At 48.9% G+C, this 16860-nt stretch carries 12 protein-coding genes; 3 read left to right on the top strand and 9 right to left on the bottom strand.

All coding sequences use genetic code 11. The annotated features are described in order from the left end of the window. Positions 1-58 precede the first annotated feature (58 nt). The 3 genes from KVT36_RS15420 to KVT36_RS15410 form a co-directional block, all read right to left on the bottom strand. Positions 59-343 (bottom strand): YHS domain-containing protein, encoded by a 285-nt coding sequence (locus KVT36_RS15420; RefSeq protein WP_217604370.1) that lies wholly within the window; start codon positions 341-343, stop codon positions 59-61. 14 nt (positions 344-357) lie between these two features. Beyond that, positions 358-582 carry a hypothetical protein gene (locus KVT36_RS15415; RefSeq protein ID WP_217604369.1) on the bottom strand — a complete coding sequence of 75 codons (225 nt, stop codon included), beginning with the start codon at positions 580-582 and terminating at the stop codon, positions 358-360. A gap of 96 nt (positions 583-678) precedes the next feature. Further along, positions 679-2733 carry a M13 family metallopeptidase gene (locus KVT36_RS15410; protein WP_217604368.1) on the bottom strand — a complete coding sequence of 685 codons (2055 nt, stop codon included), beginning with the start codon at positions 2731-2733 and terminating at the stop codon, positions 679-681. A gap of 138 nt (positions 2734-2871) precedes the next feature. On the opposite strand from KVT36_RS15410, the gene KVT36_RS15405 reads away from it, so the two are divergent. Continuing rightward, positions 2872-3363, top strand: a complete 492-nt coding sequence (locus tag KVT36_RS15405; RefSeq protein ID WP_217604367.1) for a hypothetical protein — start codon at positions 2872-2874, stop codon at positions 3361-3363. Between the two features lie 10 nt (positions 3364-3373). Continuing rightward, on the top strand, positions 3374-4630 hold the full coding sequence (locus KVT36_RS15400) for a replication-associated recombination protein A (RefSeq protein ID WP_217604366.1): 1257 nt from the start codon (positions 3374-3376) through the stop codon (positions 4628-4630). Positions 4631-4756: 126 nt separating this feature from the next. Here KVT36_RS15400 and pbpC read toward each other — a convergent pair whose 3' ends face one another. The 4 genes from pbpC to KVT36_RS15380 form a co-directional block, all read right to left on the bottom strand. After that, the gene (gene pbpC, locus KVT36_RS15395) at positions 4757-7135 is read right to left on the bottom strand and encodes a penicillin-binding protein 1C (RefSeq protein ID WP_217604365.1); all 2379 of its coding nucleotides are present in this window, start codon (positions 7133-7135) and stop codon (positions 4757-4759) included. 98 nt (positions 7136-7233) lie between these two features. Beyond that, complete coding sequence (locus KVT36_RS15390; RefSeq protein ID WP_217604364.1) at positions 7234-12813, bottom strand: alpha-2-macroglobulin; 5580 nt, start codon at positions 12811-12813, stop codon at positions 7234-7236. A 62-nt stretch (positions 12814-12875) separates the two neighbouring features. Next, positions 12876-13142: a hypothetical protein gene (locus tag KVT36_RS15385; RefSeq protein WP_217604363.1), complete on the bottom strand. Its 267-nt coding sequence runs from the start codon at positions 13140-13142 to the stop codon at positions 12876-12878. A gap of 158 nt (positions 13143-13300) precedes the next feature. Beyond that, positions 13301-14806, bottom strand: coding sequence for an ATP-binding cassette domain-containing protein (locus tag KVT36_RS15380; protein WP_217604362.1), 1506 nt, complete (start codon positions 14804-14806; stop codon positions 13301-13303). Positions 14807-15004: 198 nt separating this feature from the next. Here KVT36_RS15380 and KVT36_RS15375 point away from each other — a divergent pair, with 198 nt between their 5' ends. Then, the gene (locus tag KVT36_RS15375) at positions 15005-15448 is read left to right on the top strand and encodes a GNAT family N-acetyltransferase (protein ID WP_217604361.1); all 444 of its coding nucleotides are present in this window, start codon (positions 15005-15007) and stop codon (positions 15446-15448) included. A 9-nt stretch (positions 15449-15457) separates the two neighbouring features. On the opposite strand, the gene KVT36_RS15370 is transcribed toward KVT36_RS15375, so the two are convergent. Both KVT36_RS15370 and KVT36_RS33190 read right to left on the bottom strand, forming a co-directional pair. Beyond that, positions 15458-16273: a DUF6048 family protein gene (locus tag KVT36_RS15370; RefSeq protein WP_217604360.1), complete on the bottom strand. Its 816-nt coding sequence runs from the start codon at positions 16271-16273 to the stop codon at positions 15458-15460. Beyond that, complete coding sequence (locus tag KVT36_RS33190; RefSeq protein ID WP_217604359.1) at positions 16236-16700, bottom strand: DUF6452 family protein; 465 nt, start codon at positions 16698-16700, stop codon at positions 16236-16238. The genes KVT36_RS15370 and KVT36_RS33190 overlap by 38 nt, the downstream gene beginning before the upstream one ends. Positions 16701-16860: the final 160 nt, after the last annotated feature.

Genomic DNA, 16860 nt, shown 5'->3' with positions numbered 1-16860 from the left:
TGCAAAGGGCTGTGCTTCATACGAAACACAGCCCTTTTGCTATAAGTAGTAAGCTGAATTATTTCAGGTTTGTGGCATATTTCTCCGGGTTCTTATCAAACACGCCTTTGCAGGTAGGGGAGCAGAAGTGCACGGTATCACCTTTGTACACGCTATATTCCACATAGCTGGTATCATAAGGCATTTCGCAGATGGGGTCGCCCATTCTGCCCAGCGCAATGAGGGTCACCGCGCTAACAGTGGAATCTTCCATAGCCGTTTCCTGCATGGGGGCTTGTTTGGCAGTGCTGCCACAGGACATTAAGCCGGCAGCAACAGCAAAAGCAAATAATAATTTTTTCATGGCGGTAGTATTATTTACAGGTTCTCTTCTTTAGCAATGCGCAGCACCGTAATACGATAATGCAGTTTCAGGCTTAAACCCAGCACAGTACCACATAACGCAGCCAGCAGGAGCATGGTGCCGGTAAAGGTTTCCAGGAAATGAAAAGCCTGCGGAACGTAAGGCAGCAGGGCAACGATCACAGCAAACAACAATATATTGCGCAGCTCTTTCCGGTATTGTTTCACTAAAGTCAGCATAATCTTGATCTTTTAAAACGCCACAAATATACGGTAAAAAGCCGTGGCCCGCACAACAATAGCTGTGCGGGCCACGGAGGTTCATATTAGCGGGAATTACCAGATCACCACACGGGCAGTATCTGCCAGCACCATTTTGCCGCTGGTGCAGCCCCAGGCATCCTGGAACTCTTTCATATGCGGCAGCGGGCCGTTAATACGGAAACGGGCCGGGGAGTGCGGATCTGTCTGGATCTGGTTGCGCAGTGCAGCATCGGTTGTATTACCATGCCATACCTGTGCCCAGCCCAGGAAGAAACGCTGTTTCCAGGTGTAACCGTCTATGGGAGCGGGTTCTTTACCATTAAAGGATTGTTCCAGCGCATGGTAGGCCAGGGTTAAACCACCCAGGTCAGCCACGTTTTCACCAATGGTTAAAGCGCCATTGATCTTGAAACCCGGTTGGGCTTCTATGGTGCTGAAATAATCAACATAACGCCTGGTAAGTTTATCAAAGTTTGCGCGGTCAGCGGCGCCCCACCAGTTTTTCAGGTTACCATCAGCATCAAACTGGGAGCCCTGGTCGTCAAAACCATGGGTAAATTCATGCCCGATCACCGCGATAATACCACCATAGTTAATAGCATCATCTGCGTTGGGGTTAAAGAAGGGCGGTTGCAGGATACCGGCCGGGAACACTACTTCATTATTCAGCGGATTGTAGTAAGCATTCACGGTTTGCGGGGTCATTAACCATTCTTTCTTATCTACCGGTTTGCCTATTTTGGCTACTGCTTCATTGTTATCGTAGTAAGCAGCAGCAACCAGGTTTTCAATGAGGGTGCCGGGTCCGATCTTGATGGAAGAATAATCTTTCCATTTATCAGGATAACCGATCTTGTAGGTAAAGGAGGCTAGCTTTTTATGCGCCATTTTTTTAGTGGAGTCGCTCATCCAGGTCAGCTTGTCAATTCTTTCGCCATATACTTTACGTACATTCTCGATCATATCAGAAACTTTCTGCTTGGAGCTTTCCGGGAAATATCTCCTGGCAAATAATTTACCCAGGGGCATGCCTAAAGTACCGTCTGTAGAGCGGATGGCCCTTTCAGTACGTTTCTTCTGCTCTTTCTGACCGCTCATCACGGTAGCGTAGAAGCGGAAGTTGGCGTCATCAAATTTCTTAGGCAGGAAGCTGGCAAAGTGGCTCAGCAGCTGCCAGCGGGTGTACAGCTTCAGGGTTTCCAGCGGGGTGGCTTTCAACAGCGCGCCGGCGTTCTTAACGTAAGGTTTATCTTCAACGATAACGGTATCACTTTTAATACCCTGCTCACTGGCGTAAGATTCCCAGTTGAATTGGGGCGCCAGTGTTTTCAGCTCGCTGAAAGCAACTTTATTGTAGGTTTTAACAGGGTCGCGGCGCTGTACGTTGGTGAGCTGCAGCTTAGCCAGTTTGGTCTCAAAATCCAGCAGGGTTTTCCCGGGATCCTTATCAGGGAAACCAGCCATCTGGAACATGGTATCTACATGGGATACAAACTGTTTCCGCACATTTACGGTGTTGGAATCCGTACGGTCATAATAGCTTCTTTCGCGTAAGCTTAGTCCGCCCTGTGAAGCGTATAATGCATTCATGCTGCTGTTGCGGGCATCGGCATCTATACCGAACATTTCAAAGGTGGGAATGCCCATCTTCTGTAATTCGCCGCTTACTTTAGACCAGTCTTCCAGTGTTTTGATCCCATTGATCTTATCAAGATAGGGTTGCAAAGGTGTGATGCCCAGCTTTTCAATGGTAGCGGTATCCAGGAATGATCTGTAATAATCAGCAATCTGTTGTTCTTCCGTACCTTTTTTAAGTTCTGTTTGCTGGGTGATCTCTGCTATAATGCCTTTTAACCTTACTTCCTTGTTCTCTTTATCCAGTACGTTAAAGGCGCCCCAGCGGCTTTCTGTGGAGGGGATGGGGTTATTTTTTTTCCAGTTGCCATTCGAAAAATTGTCAAAGTCGTCACAGGGTTTGTAGCTGGAGTCTATGGAGCTCAGATCATAGGCGGGTACTTTGGTTGAGTCGGCCGCTATCTGCTCTGATGTACTTTGTGAATTGCAGGCCGCCATAGACGAGGTTATGGCCGCCAGCAACAATAGCTTTACAGCATGCTTTTTGTTCATAAGTAAAACAGGTTTAGTTTTTAAATTTACACGAATTAAAGATTATTTAACGGATTTGGTGGTTACCGTCCGGAAAATTTGATAGCCGGTTCACTGTCAACTAATTTAGCTAGGTTTGTAAGTATAAAAAGAGTACAGATGTCTTCGAAGTTAGGATTATTCAGGTTTCTCAGTATTATCAGCTTACTGGTGGCAGGCTTTTTTACCTTGATAATGTTGTTGGCTTTACTGGTTACACCGGCTTTATCAGCGGTGCTTATTTTTGTATTGTTAACCGGATCAGTAGTGATCCACAGCGTGTTAAGCCTTTCCCTGCAGCAAAGCCTGAAAGACCCTGCCAAACCCCTGAAGTCCAATACACCAGGCGGCATCCGCATTATGGGGTTCATGGCTATTTTTTACGCCGTGATGCTGATCACCAATGGTATTTATGGCCTTATACACCTGGATGAAATGTTGCAGGAAGCCATGAAGCAGCTGCCCAAGAACCAGCCCGTGCCCAGCATACAGGCCATGCGTAGCTTAATGACCGGTTTGGTGATCGTGCTGGTGCTGCATGCTGCTGGTGTGCTGGTCAACTGTGCTTTATCTTTTGGCTACCTGAGGCAGTGGCAGGAGAAAAAACAATAACTATAAAATTATGGAGCCTTTAGCAGAACGTTTAAGACCGGCCACGCTGGATGAGCTGGTGGGGCAGGAACATTTGACCGGGGAAGGCAGTATTTTGCGTAAAGCGCTACAGCAGGGCAAAATACCTTCCATGATCCTGTGGGGCCCGCCGGGCGTGGGCAAAACCACTATCGCCAATATTGTTGCCCATACACTGGAAGTTCCATTTTACACTTTGAGCGCCATTTCTGCCGGTGTAAAGGAAGTGCGGGAAGTGATAGAGATTGCCCGTAAGCAGGGCCATGCCGTATTGTTTATTGACGAGATACACCGCTTTAATAAATCCCAGCAGGATGCTTTACTGGGCGCCGTGGAAAAGGGGATCATTACCCTGATAGGCGCTACTACAGAAAACCCTTCGTTTGAAGTGAATGCGGCCTTGCTCTCCCGCTGCCAGGTATATGTGCTGAAACCTTTAGGAGAGCCGGAATTGCGGCAGCTGTTGCAGCAGGCTATGCAAAAAGATGAGTGGCTGCGGGAAAAGAACATCAACATTAAAGACACCACTGCGTTGCTGAATATTTCAGGCGGCGATGCCCGTAAGCTGTTAAACCTGTTTGAGCTGGTAGTAGATACCCTGCAGGAGGACCCCGTGGTGATCACCGATGAAAAAGTGATGGACATTGCACAGCAGCGTATTGCTATTTATGATAAGGCTGGGGAACAGCATTATGATATTATTTCCGCCTTCATTAAATCCATCCGCGGCAGCGATCCTAACGGGGCCGTATACTGGCTGGCGCGCATGATAGCGGGCGGGGAGGATGTAAAATTCATTGCCCGCCGTATGGTGATACTGGCATCGGAAGATATTGGCAATGCCAACCCTAATGCGCTGTTGTTGGCTACCAACTGTTTCCAGGCGGTGAACCTGATCGGCCACCCGGAGGCCAGGATCATTCTTTCCCAGTGCGCTACTTACCTGGCATCATCACCCAAGAGTAATGCCTCTTACATGGCTATTGGTACTGCGCAGGCTATTGTATCCCAAACCGGCGACCTGCCGGTACCGCTGCATATCCGTAACGCTCCTACGAAATTGATGAAGGAGCAGGGTTATGGAAAGAACTACAAGTACTCCCATGATTTCCAAAACAATTTTGAAGCCCAGGAATATTTGCCGGATGAAATAGCGGGCACCAAACTCTATGATCCCGGGAAGAATGCAAGAGAGGATGAGCTGCGGCGGTATCTGAAAGCGATGTGGAAAGAGAAGTACAACTATTAATGTGCAGATGTGGAAATGAGTTTAATGTGCTGATGTGCCAGTGAAAGGATGCGCAAATGAGTAATGCATAAATAATATTCGCTTTAATCCATCTGCACATTTGCATATCTGCACATCTGCATATTTTTATTTTTCCTTCGCCAGTATCTCAAACTCCGTTTTAATCTCCTCTCCGTCTTCATCTACTAATGTAATAGTATGCTTACCGGGCGCAGGATGCAGCGCCATCTGGTGAAACTCTGTAGTGGTGCCTACATAGGTATTATCCAGGTGCCAGTAAATATGTGCATTGGCATCGCGGTGGGTAGCGGTGAAAATGGTTTGCCCCGGCTGACCGTCAATTTCAATGGGTACAAAAATGCGGGTATTGGGGCGGGGGTAAATAAGCTCCATGGGTGCTTTGTCCTGCGTTAGCGTGGCCAGGCAGTCTGGTTTATAAGGGGGCAGGGGCTGGTAATTATTTTTGGAGCGATAGTAAAATTCCATTGAAGGCGGCAGTACAAACCAGGGCTTGTGCTGCATTTGGTCCGGCGCTTCACAGTTGGCCGTAACCCGCCACTGGCCGGTATGATCCAGGTGAATGAGCTGGTGATACGGACATACACCCGTTCTTAACCCAGCCACCGGTACCCATAAAGAATCTTTATCCGGACAGGCATCACCAGCCCGGTAACCACTCTGGCGGCATACTTCAATCTTACGCAGCTTATTATAGGGTGTGGCAAACCAGCCGCTGGTACGCAGCAGGCGGAATATGTCGAACATTACCGGTGCTGCGGTGGCTACGCCTATTAGCCCCGGGCGGCCTTCCCCATCTGCATTACCCACCCATACGCCTACCACATATTGCGGGGTAACGCCAAGCGCCCATCCATCCCGGAAACCAAAGCTGGTACCGGTTTTCCAGGCTACCCGCTGGGAGGAGGAGAACTGCTGCCATAATAATTCTTCACCGGGCCGCATTACTTCTTCCATGGCCTGAAAGGCATACCAGATAGCGCCGGCATCTAACACGCCGGCATTGCTAAGCGCATGTTCAGAGGGGCGCTGCACGCCTTTTACATAATTGGGGGCATGTATATCGTCCGGGTCATATTTACCCTTGTATTGGTCCAGGTGCAGCAGGGTACGGGCCATGCTGGCGTACATACCGCTCATTTCCCACAAAGTGGTTTCGCCGCCGCCTAATATCATTGACAGACCGTAATGATCTGCCGGGCGATTGAGCGTGGTAATGACCATTTTTTTCAGCAGCGCATGAAAGCGCTCATAACGGTATTGCTGCAACATACGTACGGCCGGTATGTTCAGGGAGCGGGAAAGCGCGCGGGATGCCGGTACTGCACCATCATAACCCAGGTCAAAGTTCTGCGGGCTATAACCGGCAATTTGCGTAGGAATATCAGGTACTAAAGTATGCGGTAACAGCAAACCATCATTCAGCATGGCGGCATATAATACCGGTTTTAATGTGCTGCCGGGGCTGCGGGGAGCCTGTATCACATCCACATGGCTTTCCAGCTCCGGATCAGCAGGGTTGTAAATGTTGCCAACATAAGCAAGTGTATTGCCGGTTTCCACATCCAGTACAATGGCTGCGGCATTGTTGATACCATTGGCTTTGTACTGGCGCTGGTAACGTTCTATAATGCCGGTTACATTGCGTTGCAGACCGGCTTCCACTGTGGTGCGGATGCGGGTGGTGCCCTGCTGTTTTTGCTGGGCTGCATCCTGCCGGAAATGATCCAGCAAATGCGGCGCCCATTGTGGCAATGGCAATGGCTGTTCCGGCAGCGGCTCCAGCTTGGCCAGGCGGCAGCTAAGGCTGTCAATACGATGCTGTTGGTATAATTTATCCAGCAGCTGGTTACGTTTATTCATTAACGTTTGCCGGTTCCGGCCAGGATGCACCAGGGCCGGGCTATTGGGCAGTACGGCCAGTGCGGCCGTCTCGCCCCAGGAAAGCTGTTGTGCGCTGCGGCCGTAATAACGCCAGGCAGCGGCTTCCAGCCCTACTACGTTACCGCCAAAAGGGGCGTTACCGGCATATAAGGCTAAGATCTTTTTCTTGGAAAAGGAAAATTCCAGGCGGGTGGCCAGTACGGCTTCTACCAGCTTTTGCCAGAGGTTGCGGGGTTTATTACGCGCCAGCCGTATTACCTGCATGGTAATGGTGCTGCCGCCGCTTACTACTTTATGGCGGCCCAGGTTTTGTTTAATGGCCCTGCCCAGCGCCAGCGGGTCTACTCCCCAGTGGTAATAAAAACGTTTATCCTCGTACGTGGTAATGCATTGAGCAAATTTATCCGGAACGGTATTGGCAACCGGGAAACGCCATTGCCCGTCTGCCGCTATGGTGGCGCTTAACAGCTCGCCATTGGCATCTTCGATCACATAAGAAGTGGGAGTGGTAAATAGTTTGGCGGGTAACAGGAAATAGTACGTAATAAGCAGTACCGCAGCACCCAGCAACCACCATTTCTTACGTACCATCCAGCGGAGCATAATTAATTTTAATTATCATTTAAAAATTACGAATGAAGCAGCTAGCCGTGTTACTAATTCACTTGAACTACTCCATTCGTAATTGACCATTCGTAATGCTACTTCACGATCTCTATCCATTTCCCGGGTGCAAAGTCATGAATGGTATTATCATACATGGCTTCGCAGGAGGTGGCCGGTAAATAATAACGGCCTAAATAGGCGGCATTCAGCAGCACATTATACGTGTAAGTTTTGTTTTCTTCAATATTAAAGTAGGTGTACACCCTGTCATCACGGATATCCATATACGTAAAGGGCGATTGCGAAAATGCGCTGTCACTTTCCAGCAGGCGGGTGTTCAGAATTTCCCAGCCGGAGGGGAAGATCTGGCTTAGCGCCATCTGCTCGTAATACCCGCGTTTGCCGGGGTTGCGGATGGTAACGGTAGCCATAAAGTCTGTGCCCTGTGATAAGGTAGCCGGGTCTATGGGTTTGCCACTGCGGGTGCTGTACTTCACCTGCATATCCAGCACATCCGGGTTATGCGCTGCCACTGGTTCCTGCCCGGCTTCCGGCTGGCCCTGCAGAATAAGGCGTGCATAAAGCACATTCTGCCCGTTGTTCTGCAGGTTTACATTACCTGCTGCACCGGTAAAGGTTACGGGTATCTGCGTAATATAAGAGTTGCCGTTTACGCTGCCTTTAGCATTGTTCAGCTGGTAGGTAAAGTTCATTTTACTACCGCTGGTATTGCTGCCGCAATATTTGGCAATGGCTATTAACGTGTAAGCAGTGGTTTGCGTGCTGTACCAGCTTTCCTGTGATAACAGGGCGGCAATTTGTTTTACCAGCTCACCGGCGCGGGCGCGCTGGCCCATGGCCGTGAGGGTTTCCAGTATCATAGCTTTATCGCGCAGGTCAGAACCAAAGGTACCGCCCAGCTGGTTGTATGGTTTTACCTCTGTAGGTAAGTTCTTAATTAAGGCATTGGCTACTTCCGGTTGCCCGCTCAGGCGGTAAGTGGCTGCCAGCCGCCATTTAGCCGGTACGGATAAATACTTGAACTCCTTCAGCCGGTTCATTGCGCCCAGCTCCGGCACTTTGGCCAGTGCCAGCAGGTACAGCCGGTATGATTGTATTAAGTCACCACCATAGAAGTTATAGGTGCTGGGCGCCCAGGTGGCTGCTTTATTGCGCTGGTATTTTTTCCACTGGTCCAGCAGGCCGGGTGGCAATGCATATCCTTTGGCCTGTGCTTCCAGCAGGAAGTGGCCTGCATAGTTAGTGCCCCACTCGTCAGGGGTACTTTCACCCGGCCAGTAGCTAAAGCCACCGTCAGATGCCTGGAAACCTTTGAGGCGGTTAATGCCTGCTTTAATGTTATGATCTATTTCCGCCTGCTGGCTGGATTTCAGGTCAGTGAGCTGGTTCAGCATCAGCTGCGGGAATACGCTGGAGGTAGTTTGCTCAATACAGCCATGCGGATACTGGATCAGGTAGTTGAGACGTTTGGCCAGGTTCAGCGGCGGAATGGTAGATACTTCCAGCGTGCCGCTGTTAGTGCCGGCCATACCCACAGGGCTAAACGAAGTATTCCATACGCCGCGTGCTTCCAGTGTGTTTTCCAGCGTGCTGGTGATCACCGGGTTGGGGTTGCGTACCTGCAGCTCTGTAGCTTCTTCTGCCCGCTCACTGCCGCTGCTGGCAGTTACTTTCACTTTGGCTACGCCTACCTGCGCTTTTACACGTACATCGAAATACACCATTTGTTCGCCCGGTTGGGAGAAGGTTACGGTTTTGGTATTTTCTCCCACCACTTCCAGCAGGTTGTTGGTGCTAAGGGTAACGGTGGCATTGCGGATATTATTTTCCAGCCCAAATACGGTAACGGGTAATTGTATAGTTTCTGTAGGGCCCAGCACACGCGGTAAGGAGGTTAACAGCATGAGCGGTTTTTTCACCGCAGCCGTTTTTTCAGTCATACCATATGCGCCATCCTGACCTGCTACTACCATGGCTTTTACGGAGCCAATGTAAGGAGGCAGCTTAAAGTTGTGCGTTTGCGACTGGCCTTTTTTCAGGTAAAAAGGTCCCATGAATTTCACTACCGGTTTAAAGCGGTTGGCTTTGGCATTGCTGGCGCCACGGTCCAGGCCTTCATCACCGCCTATGCTTAAAATGCGATCCATATCTGCGCCCCAGGCGCCGATCACATAATCAAACAGGTCCCAGGTTTTTACGCCCAATGCTTCCCGTGCATAGAAAGCGCTGTGCGGGTCCGGTGTTTTAAAACGGGTCAGGTCCAGCAGGCCTTCATCTACCAGGGCAATAGTATATGTCATGGCTTTGCCTTTGGCTTCTGATACAGTAATGCTGGCTTCCTGTTCCGGCCGTAAAGTAGTGGGTAGCTTTATCTGTGGCGACAGTATCGTGTTCTGGTCTGATACTGCAATGGGAATGGTGCCGTACATACGGATGGGCAGATCGTTCACCGTTTGCGCATGCGGCTGCAGCAAGCTAACGTTCACGTATATATTAGGGGCCATATTCTTTTCTGCCTTAAAGCTAAAAGTGGTTTGCCCTTTTTGTGTGCTGAGCCATTCTGTTTTCAATACCCGGCTGCCGGATTCAATGCTTACCAGGCCCCGCCCGCCTTCGCTGCTGGGAATGGTGAGTGTGATATTGTCGCCTACATTGTACTGTGTTTTATCGGATGTAAATACCAGCATGGCTGCTTCTGCAGGATTGTCCTTTTGCATACGCTCCGCCCATCCCGGCCAGTCAATATATACTGTTTGGCCGCTGGTATGGCCGCTTTGCAGGTCTTTTACCCTTACCAGGTAACGGCCCCAGTCCGGGTAGCTGATCTGCAGGTTCCAGTCGCCTTTACCATTGTGCAGGGTAACGGTTTCTTTTTGCAGCAGCTGGTTATAGCTGTCCTGTGTAAAGTTGCTGAGGTCTTCATTCTCACTTTCATCCCACCACCAGCGCCAGCGGATCTTGTACAGCTCTACCTGTACTTCATGGTCGCCGGGCAGCAGGTTGCCCTGCTCATCTACATTCACCAGGCTTACTGCGTGTGGTTTATCGGTAAGCAGCATGCCTGTTAAGCGGTCGCCCTGCGGCATGCGCAGGCCCGCATAAGAAGCAAAAGGATTGTAAGGCATGGAGAAGTGATCAATACTAAAATCGCCACCCGGCTCAAACACCTTCACTTCAAAATTGGCTTTCAGCTGGCCGGGCGCCAGCTTACCTAAGGGCAGGTCTGCACTTACATTGGCGGCTCCATTATCGCCCAGGGGGCCTTCAAACAGGGTTTTATCCTCTGTTTCAAAATGGGTAACCGGGTCATCAAACGCATAATCCGCAAACTTGGGAAAGCGGGTGGTTTGTGAGCTCAGCGACACATCTACCTTAGCCTTTAAATGCTGGGCCGTAGCGCCAAACAGCCAGGCGGCAGAAAGGGTACCGGAGGTTGCAGATTTTTTGGACAAGGCTGCTTTGCCAAAGTCCAGCTTTATTTTTAAGCGGTTAGGCTTTACGGTTTCTATGCGCAGATTTTTCTGGAATACAGCGCCACCTACTTTTACTTTAGCGCTCCAGCTGCCGGTAGGGTCTTCTGCAGCAGTGGCAGTAGTGAAATTATAAAAGCCGTTCAGTGATTGGTGTTGTGTTAAACGTTTATACAGCTGCCCTTTAGGATTGTATAATTCTAAGGTAACCGGGTGATCTTCCGGCAGCTTTTTCTCCTTATCCTCTAAAATGAATGTAAGGAACAGGGAATCGCCGGGGCGCCATACGCCACGCTCTCCATACAGGAAACCTTTAATACCGTTCTGCACTTCCTCTCCCTTCACATCAAAACGGCTCAGGGGCAGGGAGCTGCCATCATCCAGCTTCAGGTAACCGCGTTCATCACCCTTTTTAGCAATCAGCAGCCAGGGCTTGCGTTTCAGGTCAAAGAAGGCCATGCCATCGCCGTCGCTCTTGGTTTTATAGATCACCTGCTGCTGGTAATCCAGCAGCTCCAGCTCTACGCCCATCAGTGATTTGGTATCACGTATATCCGTTACTGCTACTACCATGCTGTTATCATTACCCCGTTTGGCCGTTAAGCCAATGTTAGAGGCAATGATGTTGCGCGATGCCCATTTGTCTTTGGCGTAGTAAGAGTTGGAGCAGGGCGATCCTCTTTCTTCCCAGTTATACCCGTAGGGATAATAACTATCATACCGCTGCCAGAAGGAATCGTCTTCGTCTATGGCATCGCCATAGTAACGTTGTTCTTCTTCGTCTTCTTCCTCACTGCCGGCATGGTCGCCGTCACCTTCTTCGCTCTTGCAGGTTTGCAGCGCATAGGCTTTGCGGAAGCCCAGCGTTACGCGGTAAATAGCCCCGGGCTCTGTACGCAGCAGTTTTTCCAGGTCCAGGAAAAAGCGGTTACGTTTGTGCAGGTTCAGGGATTTATCCATATCCAGGCGGATGGTTTTTTCCACCACGGGCTTGCCTACACGGCGCAGCTCCTGATCGCCGTTCAGGCTGTTGGTTTGCAGGTACTGCGGTATGTTCTGTTCATAAATTTTAATGATGGTTACATCTACGGCCTTCAGGTTCACGGCTTCAAAAGGCAGGGCCAGCTTGCTGCTCTGGGGCAGTATAACCCCATTACCGGGTATGCTTACTGCCGGTAAGGTGTTCTCAAAGTTCACATTGCCGGTCATGGTAGTGCCCAGGCGTTTATCCGTAATGTTCAGGATGCCTTCATTCACGGCAATGGTATAATTACCCTCCAGGCGTGCAGGTGCAAATACCTTTACTTCACTGCCTTCTATAGAATAACGCAGGTCGGCCTGCCCGCTGATACCGATCAAGCCATCCAGGTTTTGCGCTACGCTGACGGGGTCAGAGAACTGTACCAGCAGATGCTGCTCCGGTTCAGACACTGCGCGTATATCCAGCACTTTAAATACGCCGGTTGCAGGTACCGGGATACTTTTTTTGCCATCAATATCTACTGACAGTGGTTTACCATTCCAGGTCAGCTCCAGCGGGCGTTCTGTATTGCCCCTGCTGATGTTGGCAATGGTAAAGCGTGATGTTTTTTCTGCCGGGTTATGCTGCCAGGTAATGGGCAATGTTTGCCCGTTATAATGATTGCTCACCAGCTTTTCTATCTGCTGCGGATCTTCCACATCAGCGGTATGCACCACGCCGGAAAAGGTCATTTTGTCGAGCGTGGAATTATCAGATGCCTTCAGGCCATTATCTTCCAGTGAAAAGGAAGGTTTAATGACGCGGAATTCAAAGTCGAATGACGAAAGATCATCCGGCACTTTCAGCACTTTTGACAGGCGGAAAGTGGCATTATATGTTTTACCTGGCTGCAGGTTTTCATCCGGCCTGAATTCAACGGTAGTGGCATCTACCCAATAGGCTTTCCCTTCAATATCCGGGCTGAATTTGAAAATACCACCTTCCAGGGGCTCATTCTGTGTATGCGTTACGTTTACATTGCCGGCCAATTGTACACGAATAGTACTCTGCTTGGATATTACACCTGCAGTATAGGCCTCAATATACCGGGCCAGTGCGGGATTCATGACTTTTTTGGCTTGCTTACATGCCGGTAACAATAACAACGCCACCAGGAAGGTGGTAAGAGCGGTGACAGCCGCATGCTTTGTTTTGGGATACATTCTCTCTACTGGGTTTAGGTACGCATAAAGATAATGTAAAATGTATAATCAGATCTGGCTTTTTATGACAGTGCTGCAGCTGGTGCTGGCGGCGGATTATGGCCATTTTTGCAACGCTGCCAGGTTTGTTGCAGCTGATCAAAAAGGATGAAGGTGATCTTTTCTTTTTCTGCATTGCTGATATGCGCGCCTTTTACTTTGCGGTAATAAGTAGGCAGGCTCCAGTTACACTCTGTACAAATGCGGGTTTTAACGGCCAGGGGTAACTCAGTGAGCAACTGGTGAATGTGCTGTAATGGATTCAATAACAGATTAGGCTGTGGATTCATGGCGGATAGTTTTTTGGTTAACAATGTAATTACAAACTCACGTGGCTTCCTTTACATACGTTAATTTACTACCCCACGGTTTCATAAAATGTTTACATTTTTCAAAAAAATACCAGAAAAATATTATTGTTTATAACAGCATGGTATATACGAAAACCTCAGGAAGCCACTACCTTTCCCTTTTCCAGCTGTAATACCTTTGTTACAGAAGCAGGTATTTCCTCCTGGTAATGTGTTACAAAGATCAGGGTAAGCTCCATTACTGCGCACAGGGTATCTATTACCTGTTTAAAATGCTGTTTTTGCCGGCTGTCCAGCCCCTGGCAGGGCTCATCAAAAATAAGCAGGGGCGGGTCTTTCACCAGTGCGCGGGCCAGCAGGGCCAGCCTTTGTATGCTTTCAGGCACCTGTTTAAAAGATTGCGTACTATATTGGTCAATGCCCAGTATTTCCATCCAGCCCTGTGCATGGGTGGTTTGCTCCGGGGATGGTTTACGCGTAGGGCCAATAATATCAAAAAAGCCGGAACACACTACCTGCAGGCAGTTGTTAGCAGTGGGAAAATACTGGTGCAGCTCCGGTGATACAAACCCGATCTTACGTTTTATATCCCAGATGCTTTCCCCGCTTCCGCGCTTACGGTCAAACAGGTACAGCTCATTTGCGTAAGCCTGCGGATTATCTGCATTTATAAGGCTAAGCAGGGTAGATTTACCTGCGCCGTTAGGCCCCAGCAAGGCCCATTTCTCATTGGGCTTTACGGTCCAGTTAATATTGTCCAGTATTGTATTATCGCCGTACTGCACGTGCACATTTTCCATATGCACAATGGTATTAAATGCGCGGGGGGCAGGTTGTACCAGCGCCTGCAGCTTTTCTTCGTTAATAACCGGGCCATCATTTGCCGCTGCGGTGGTGGCAATGGGCAGCTGCTGAAATTCCTGGCGTGTATACCTGCCTGTTATGACCCCATTATCCAGCGTAAGCACATGGGTAATATTATCCGGTATTTCTGTTGGATTGGTAACCAGCAGCACATGAATGCCGCTGGCAATGATCTGGTTCACCATGTCCATAAAATGCCGGCGGGTTTGCACATCCAGGCCTGTGAAGGGATTATCCAGCATCAGCAGCACGGGTTTTTGCAGCAGGCCTTTGGCAATCATTACGCGGCGGGTTTCCCCGTTGGAGAGTTTAATAAGCTCCTTATCCAGCAGGGGATTAATGCGCAGAGGCGCCAGCAGGGGCTCCTCCTGCGGGGTAGCGGCCTCCCCATACAGGTATTGGCGCACGGTAGGGGCATCGCCTGCATCCATGCTGTTAAAGCGTTGCTGGTAATAAAAATCAGACGTATTGCTACGGTTACGGAAATTATGATGATGGGCTACCTGCGCCAGCAGGTTGCGATAGGTGAAATACGGATCTGTGATGGTGTGCTGCTGCCGGTACTGGTCATAAAAGTGGTAATGGATACCGCCGTTGATCACGTTAAAGCGGCCTGCAATTGTATTTAACAACGCTGTTTTGCCGGAGCCGCTGTTGCCTGTAATGGCCCACTGCTGGCCCTCCAGCACTTCCCAGTTCAGGTGGGTGAATAATGTTTTATCCAGGTAACGTACGGTAATATGTTCCAGTGTCAGGAAAGCCCTGCCTTTTTCACTCATGATCAATTTGTTGACGGTTACACACTTATAAAGGGCGTAAATTTATGAAAGGTTTGGGCTAGTTTTGGAAAAAAGTCCATGGTCGATGGTCCATAGTCCATGGCGTTGAGCGTGGCGGCGGTTGTGCGCAGGAAATGAGGTTAAATGCTTTGTGCCTGGCTCTTGCAACAGGAATATACATTAAGAACTAATATCATTATGATCTGGATAGAGAAAACATTTGAATCATTAACCACAACAGAATTATATGAGCTGCTGCACCTGCGCAGCGAAGTTTTTGTAGTAGAACAAAATTGTCCTTACCAGGATATGGATTATGCTGACCAGCAGGCCGTGCATGTAATGGGTTATAATGACGATCACAAGCTGGTAGCCTATACCCGCCTGTTTGCCCCTGGCATTAAATATGAAATGGCTTCTATCGGAAGAGTGATCACCGCAAAGGAAGTAAGGGGCACCGGTACAGGAAGGGCCTTGATGGAAAAGTCTATTGCTTTACTGGAAGCGCGTTTTGGCAAACAACCTATTAAGATAGGCGCGCAGCAATATTTACTGCAATTCTATAGCTCCTTAGGCTTCCGCCAGAGTAGCGATATGTACCTGGAAGATAATATACCGCATGTTGAAATGATCAGGGAGTAATTGACCACGCTAGCGCCTTTTCGGCGGTTCTGCTTTCCTGGGTACATGTACTTTAATATTCCCTAAGGGTATACAATAAGATACAGTGTATTGCCAGTCGAACTGCGATCCTTTGGTGCCGCTGCCAAAACCGGGTATAACAATGGGGGGAAATGCAAGATCTTTGCCAGGGCCGCTCACCTTGATCTTTTCCCGGATGCTCCATCCTAAAAAGAAGTTCTTTAATACCTCTGCTTTCAGCCCCAGTATCAGCTCTACCCAATGCGCATTCACGCTGGTTTTAGGAAAGCTGCCCGGCAGCTTATCGCCCCAGTAAGAATCATAAATAGTATAACTGGGCGCCTCATAATTCAGATGGGCAAATCCATAGCGGATACCGCCATAGATCATGTACCGTTCCTTATTGCTGATCTTTTGCAGGAAATTCCAATCCACCCCTACGGTTGTAAAAATGCCATTGCCTTTATAGGTGTAGTTGCTATCACTGTGCGAGGTGGTATGAAAACCCAGTTCTGCGGCCAGGTACAGGTCTTTTTTAATACGCATATCACCGGCAAAGGAAATATCCGTTCTGTAAGGTTGAAATACTTTGAGGATAAAACGGCTAATGTCAATACCGATCCTTAAACCGCCGGGTACTTCGTATATACTATCCGGTAAGGCCGGCACAGGCTTTTTCTTTTCCGCAACGTTTTTACGCGCAGTGGTATCTGCAGCCCGTACGCTGCTGTCTATAGGCGTAAGCGCAGGTTTTTTCACCTGTGCGTGCGCCCCTATGCAGCTGCTGCTAAATACCAAAATATAAAGTAATATGCGCTGTATCATTCGTGGTGGAAGTTATAGCCTTTTGATTGATCAATAGTGATTGGATGGTATTATTGGTGCTGATCACCGTATCCAGGTTAAAAAAAGTGGCAAAACCGCAACCCGGAGAAACAAAGTGTGGTGCTCTTTTGTACCGGAAGGTGATAGTATCCGGCTCGGAGATGGAATCAACCTTCAGGTAAAAACGGCTGCTGTCTGCCACCGGCGACAGGGACAGAAATACATCCGACACCGCCTGTTTGCGGTAAATACTATCCATTTTCAGCGCATACAGCGTTACCTGGTCCATGGTAGTATCCCGTGTAAAACCGGCGCTGTCGCGTATAAAGCGCATGTGCAGATCCGTGTTCAGCGCCTGGTCACAGAACTTGGTCTCATCGTCACAGGCCACCGCCGCTAACAGTAATAACAATATAAAGTACTTCACAAATAAGCCGTTAGTAATTAATGATTAATAATGAATAATTAATAATCAAGAGGGTAATGTTGCGCGTTACAATTATTGTTCAATATGAAGAATGAACAATCAATAATTAAGAGTACGATATTACGTGTAATATTCATACCCATTATTATTAATTATTCAT

Origin of the sequence: Chitinophaga sp. GbtcB8 (assembly GCF_019091455.1) — a bacterium.
Lineage (GTDB): Bacteria > Bacteroidota > Bacteroidia > Chitinophagales > Chitinophagaceae > Chitinophaga.
This window is presented reverse-complemented; position numbering and strand designations above follow the sequence as displayed.

What these genes read in the sequence shown, in the direction of transcription:
- KVT36_RS15420 (WP_217604370.1), bottom strand. Translation starts at nt 343, where the DNA reads ATGAAAAAATTATTATTTGCTTTTGCTGTTGCTGCCGGCTTAATGTCC.
- KVT36_RS15415 (WP_217604369.1), bottom strand. Translation starts at nt 582, where the DNA reads ATGCTGACTTTAGTGAAACAATACCGGAAAGAGCTGCGCAATATATTG.
- KVT36_RS15410 (WP_217604368.1), bottom strand. Translation starts at nt 2,733, where the DNA reads ATGAACAAAAAGCATGCTGTAAAGCTATTGTTGCTGGCGGCCATAACC.
- KVT36_RS15405 (WP_217604367.1), top strand. Translation starts at nt 2,872, where the DNA reads ATGTCTTCGAAGTTAGGATTATTCAGGTTTCTCAGTATTATCAGCTTA.
- KVT36_RS15400 (WP_217604366.1), top strand. Translation starts at nt 3,374, where the DNA reads ATGGAGCCTTTAGCAGAACGTTTAAGACCGGCCACGCTGGATGAGCTG.
- pbpC (WP_217604365.1), bottom strand. Translation starts at nt 7,135, where the DNA reads ATGCTCCGCTGGATGGTACGTAAGAAATGGTGGTTGCTGGGTGCTGCG.
- KVT36_RS15390 (WP_217604364.1), bottom strand. Translation starts at nt 12,813, where the DNA reads ATGTATCCCAAAACAAAGCATGCGGCTGTCACCGCTCTTACCACCTTC.
- KVT36_RS15385 (WP_217604363.1), bottom strand. Translation starts at nt 13,142, where the DNA reads ATGAATCCACAGCCTAATCTGTTATTGAATCCATTACAGCACATTCAC.
- KVT36_RS15380 (WP_217604362.1), bottom strand. Translation starts at nt 14,806, where the DNA reads ATGAGTGAAAAAGGCAGGGCTTTCCTGACACTGGAACATATTACCGTA.
- KVT36_RS15375 (WP_217604361.1), top strand. Translation starts at nt 15,005, where the DNA reads ATGATCTGGATAGAGAAAACATTTGAATCATTAACCACAACAGAATTA.
- KVT36_RS15370 (WP_217604360.1), bottom strand. Translation starts at nt 16,273, where the DNA reads ATGATACAGCGCATATTACTTTATATTTTGGTATTTAGCAGCAGCTGC.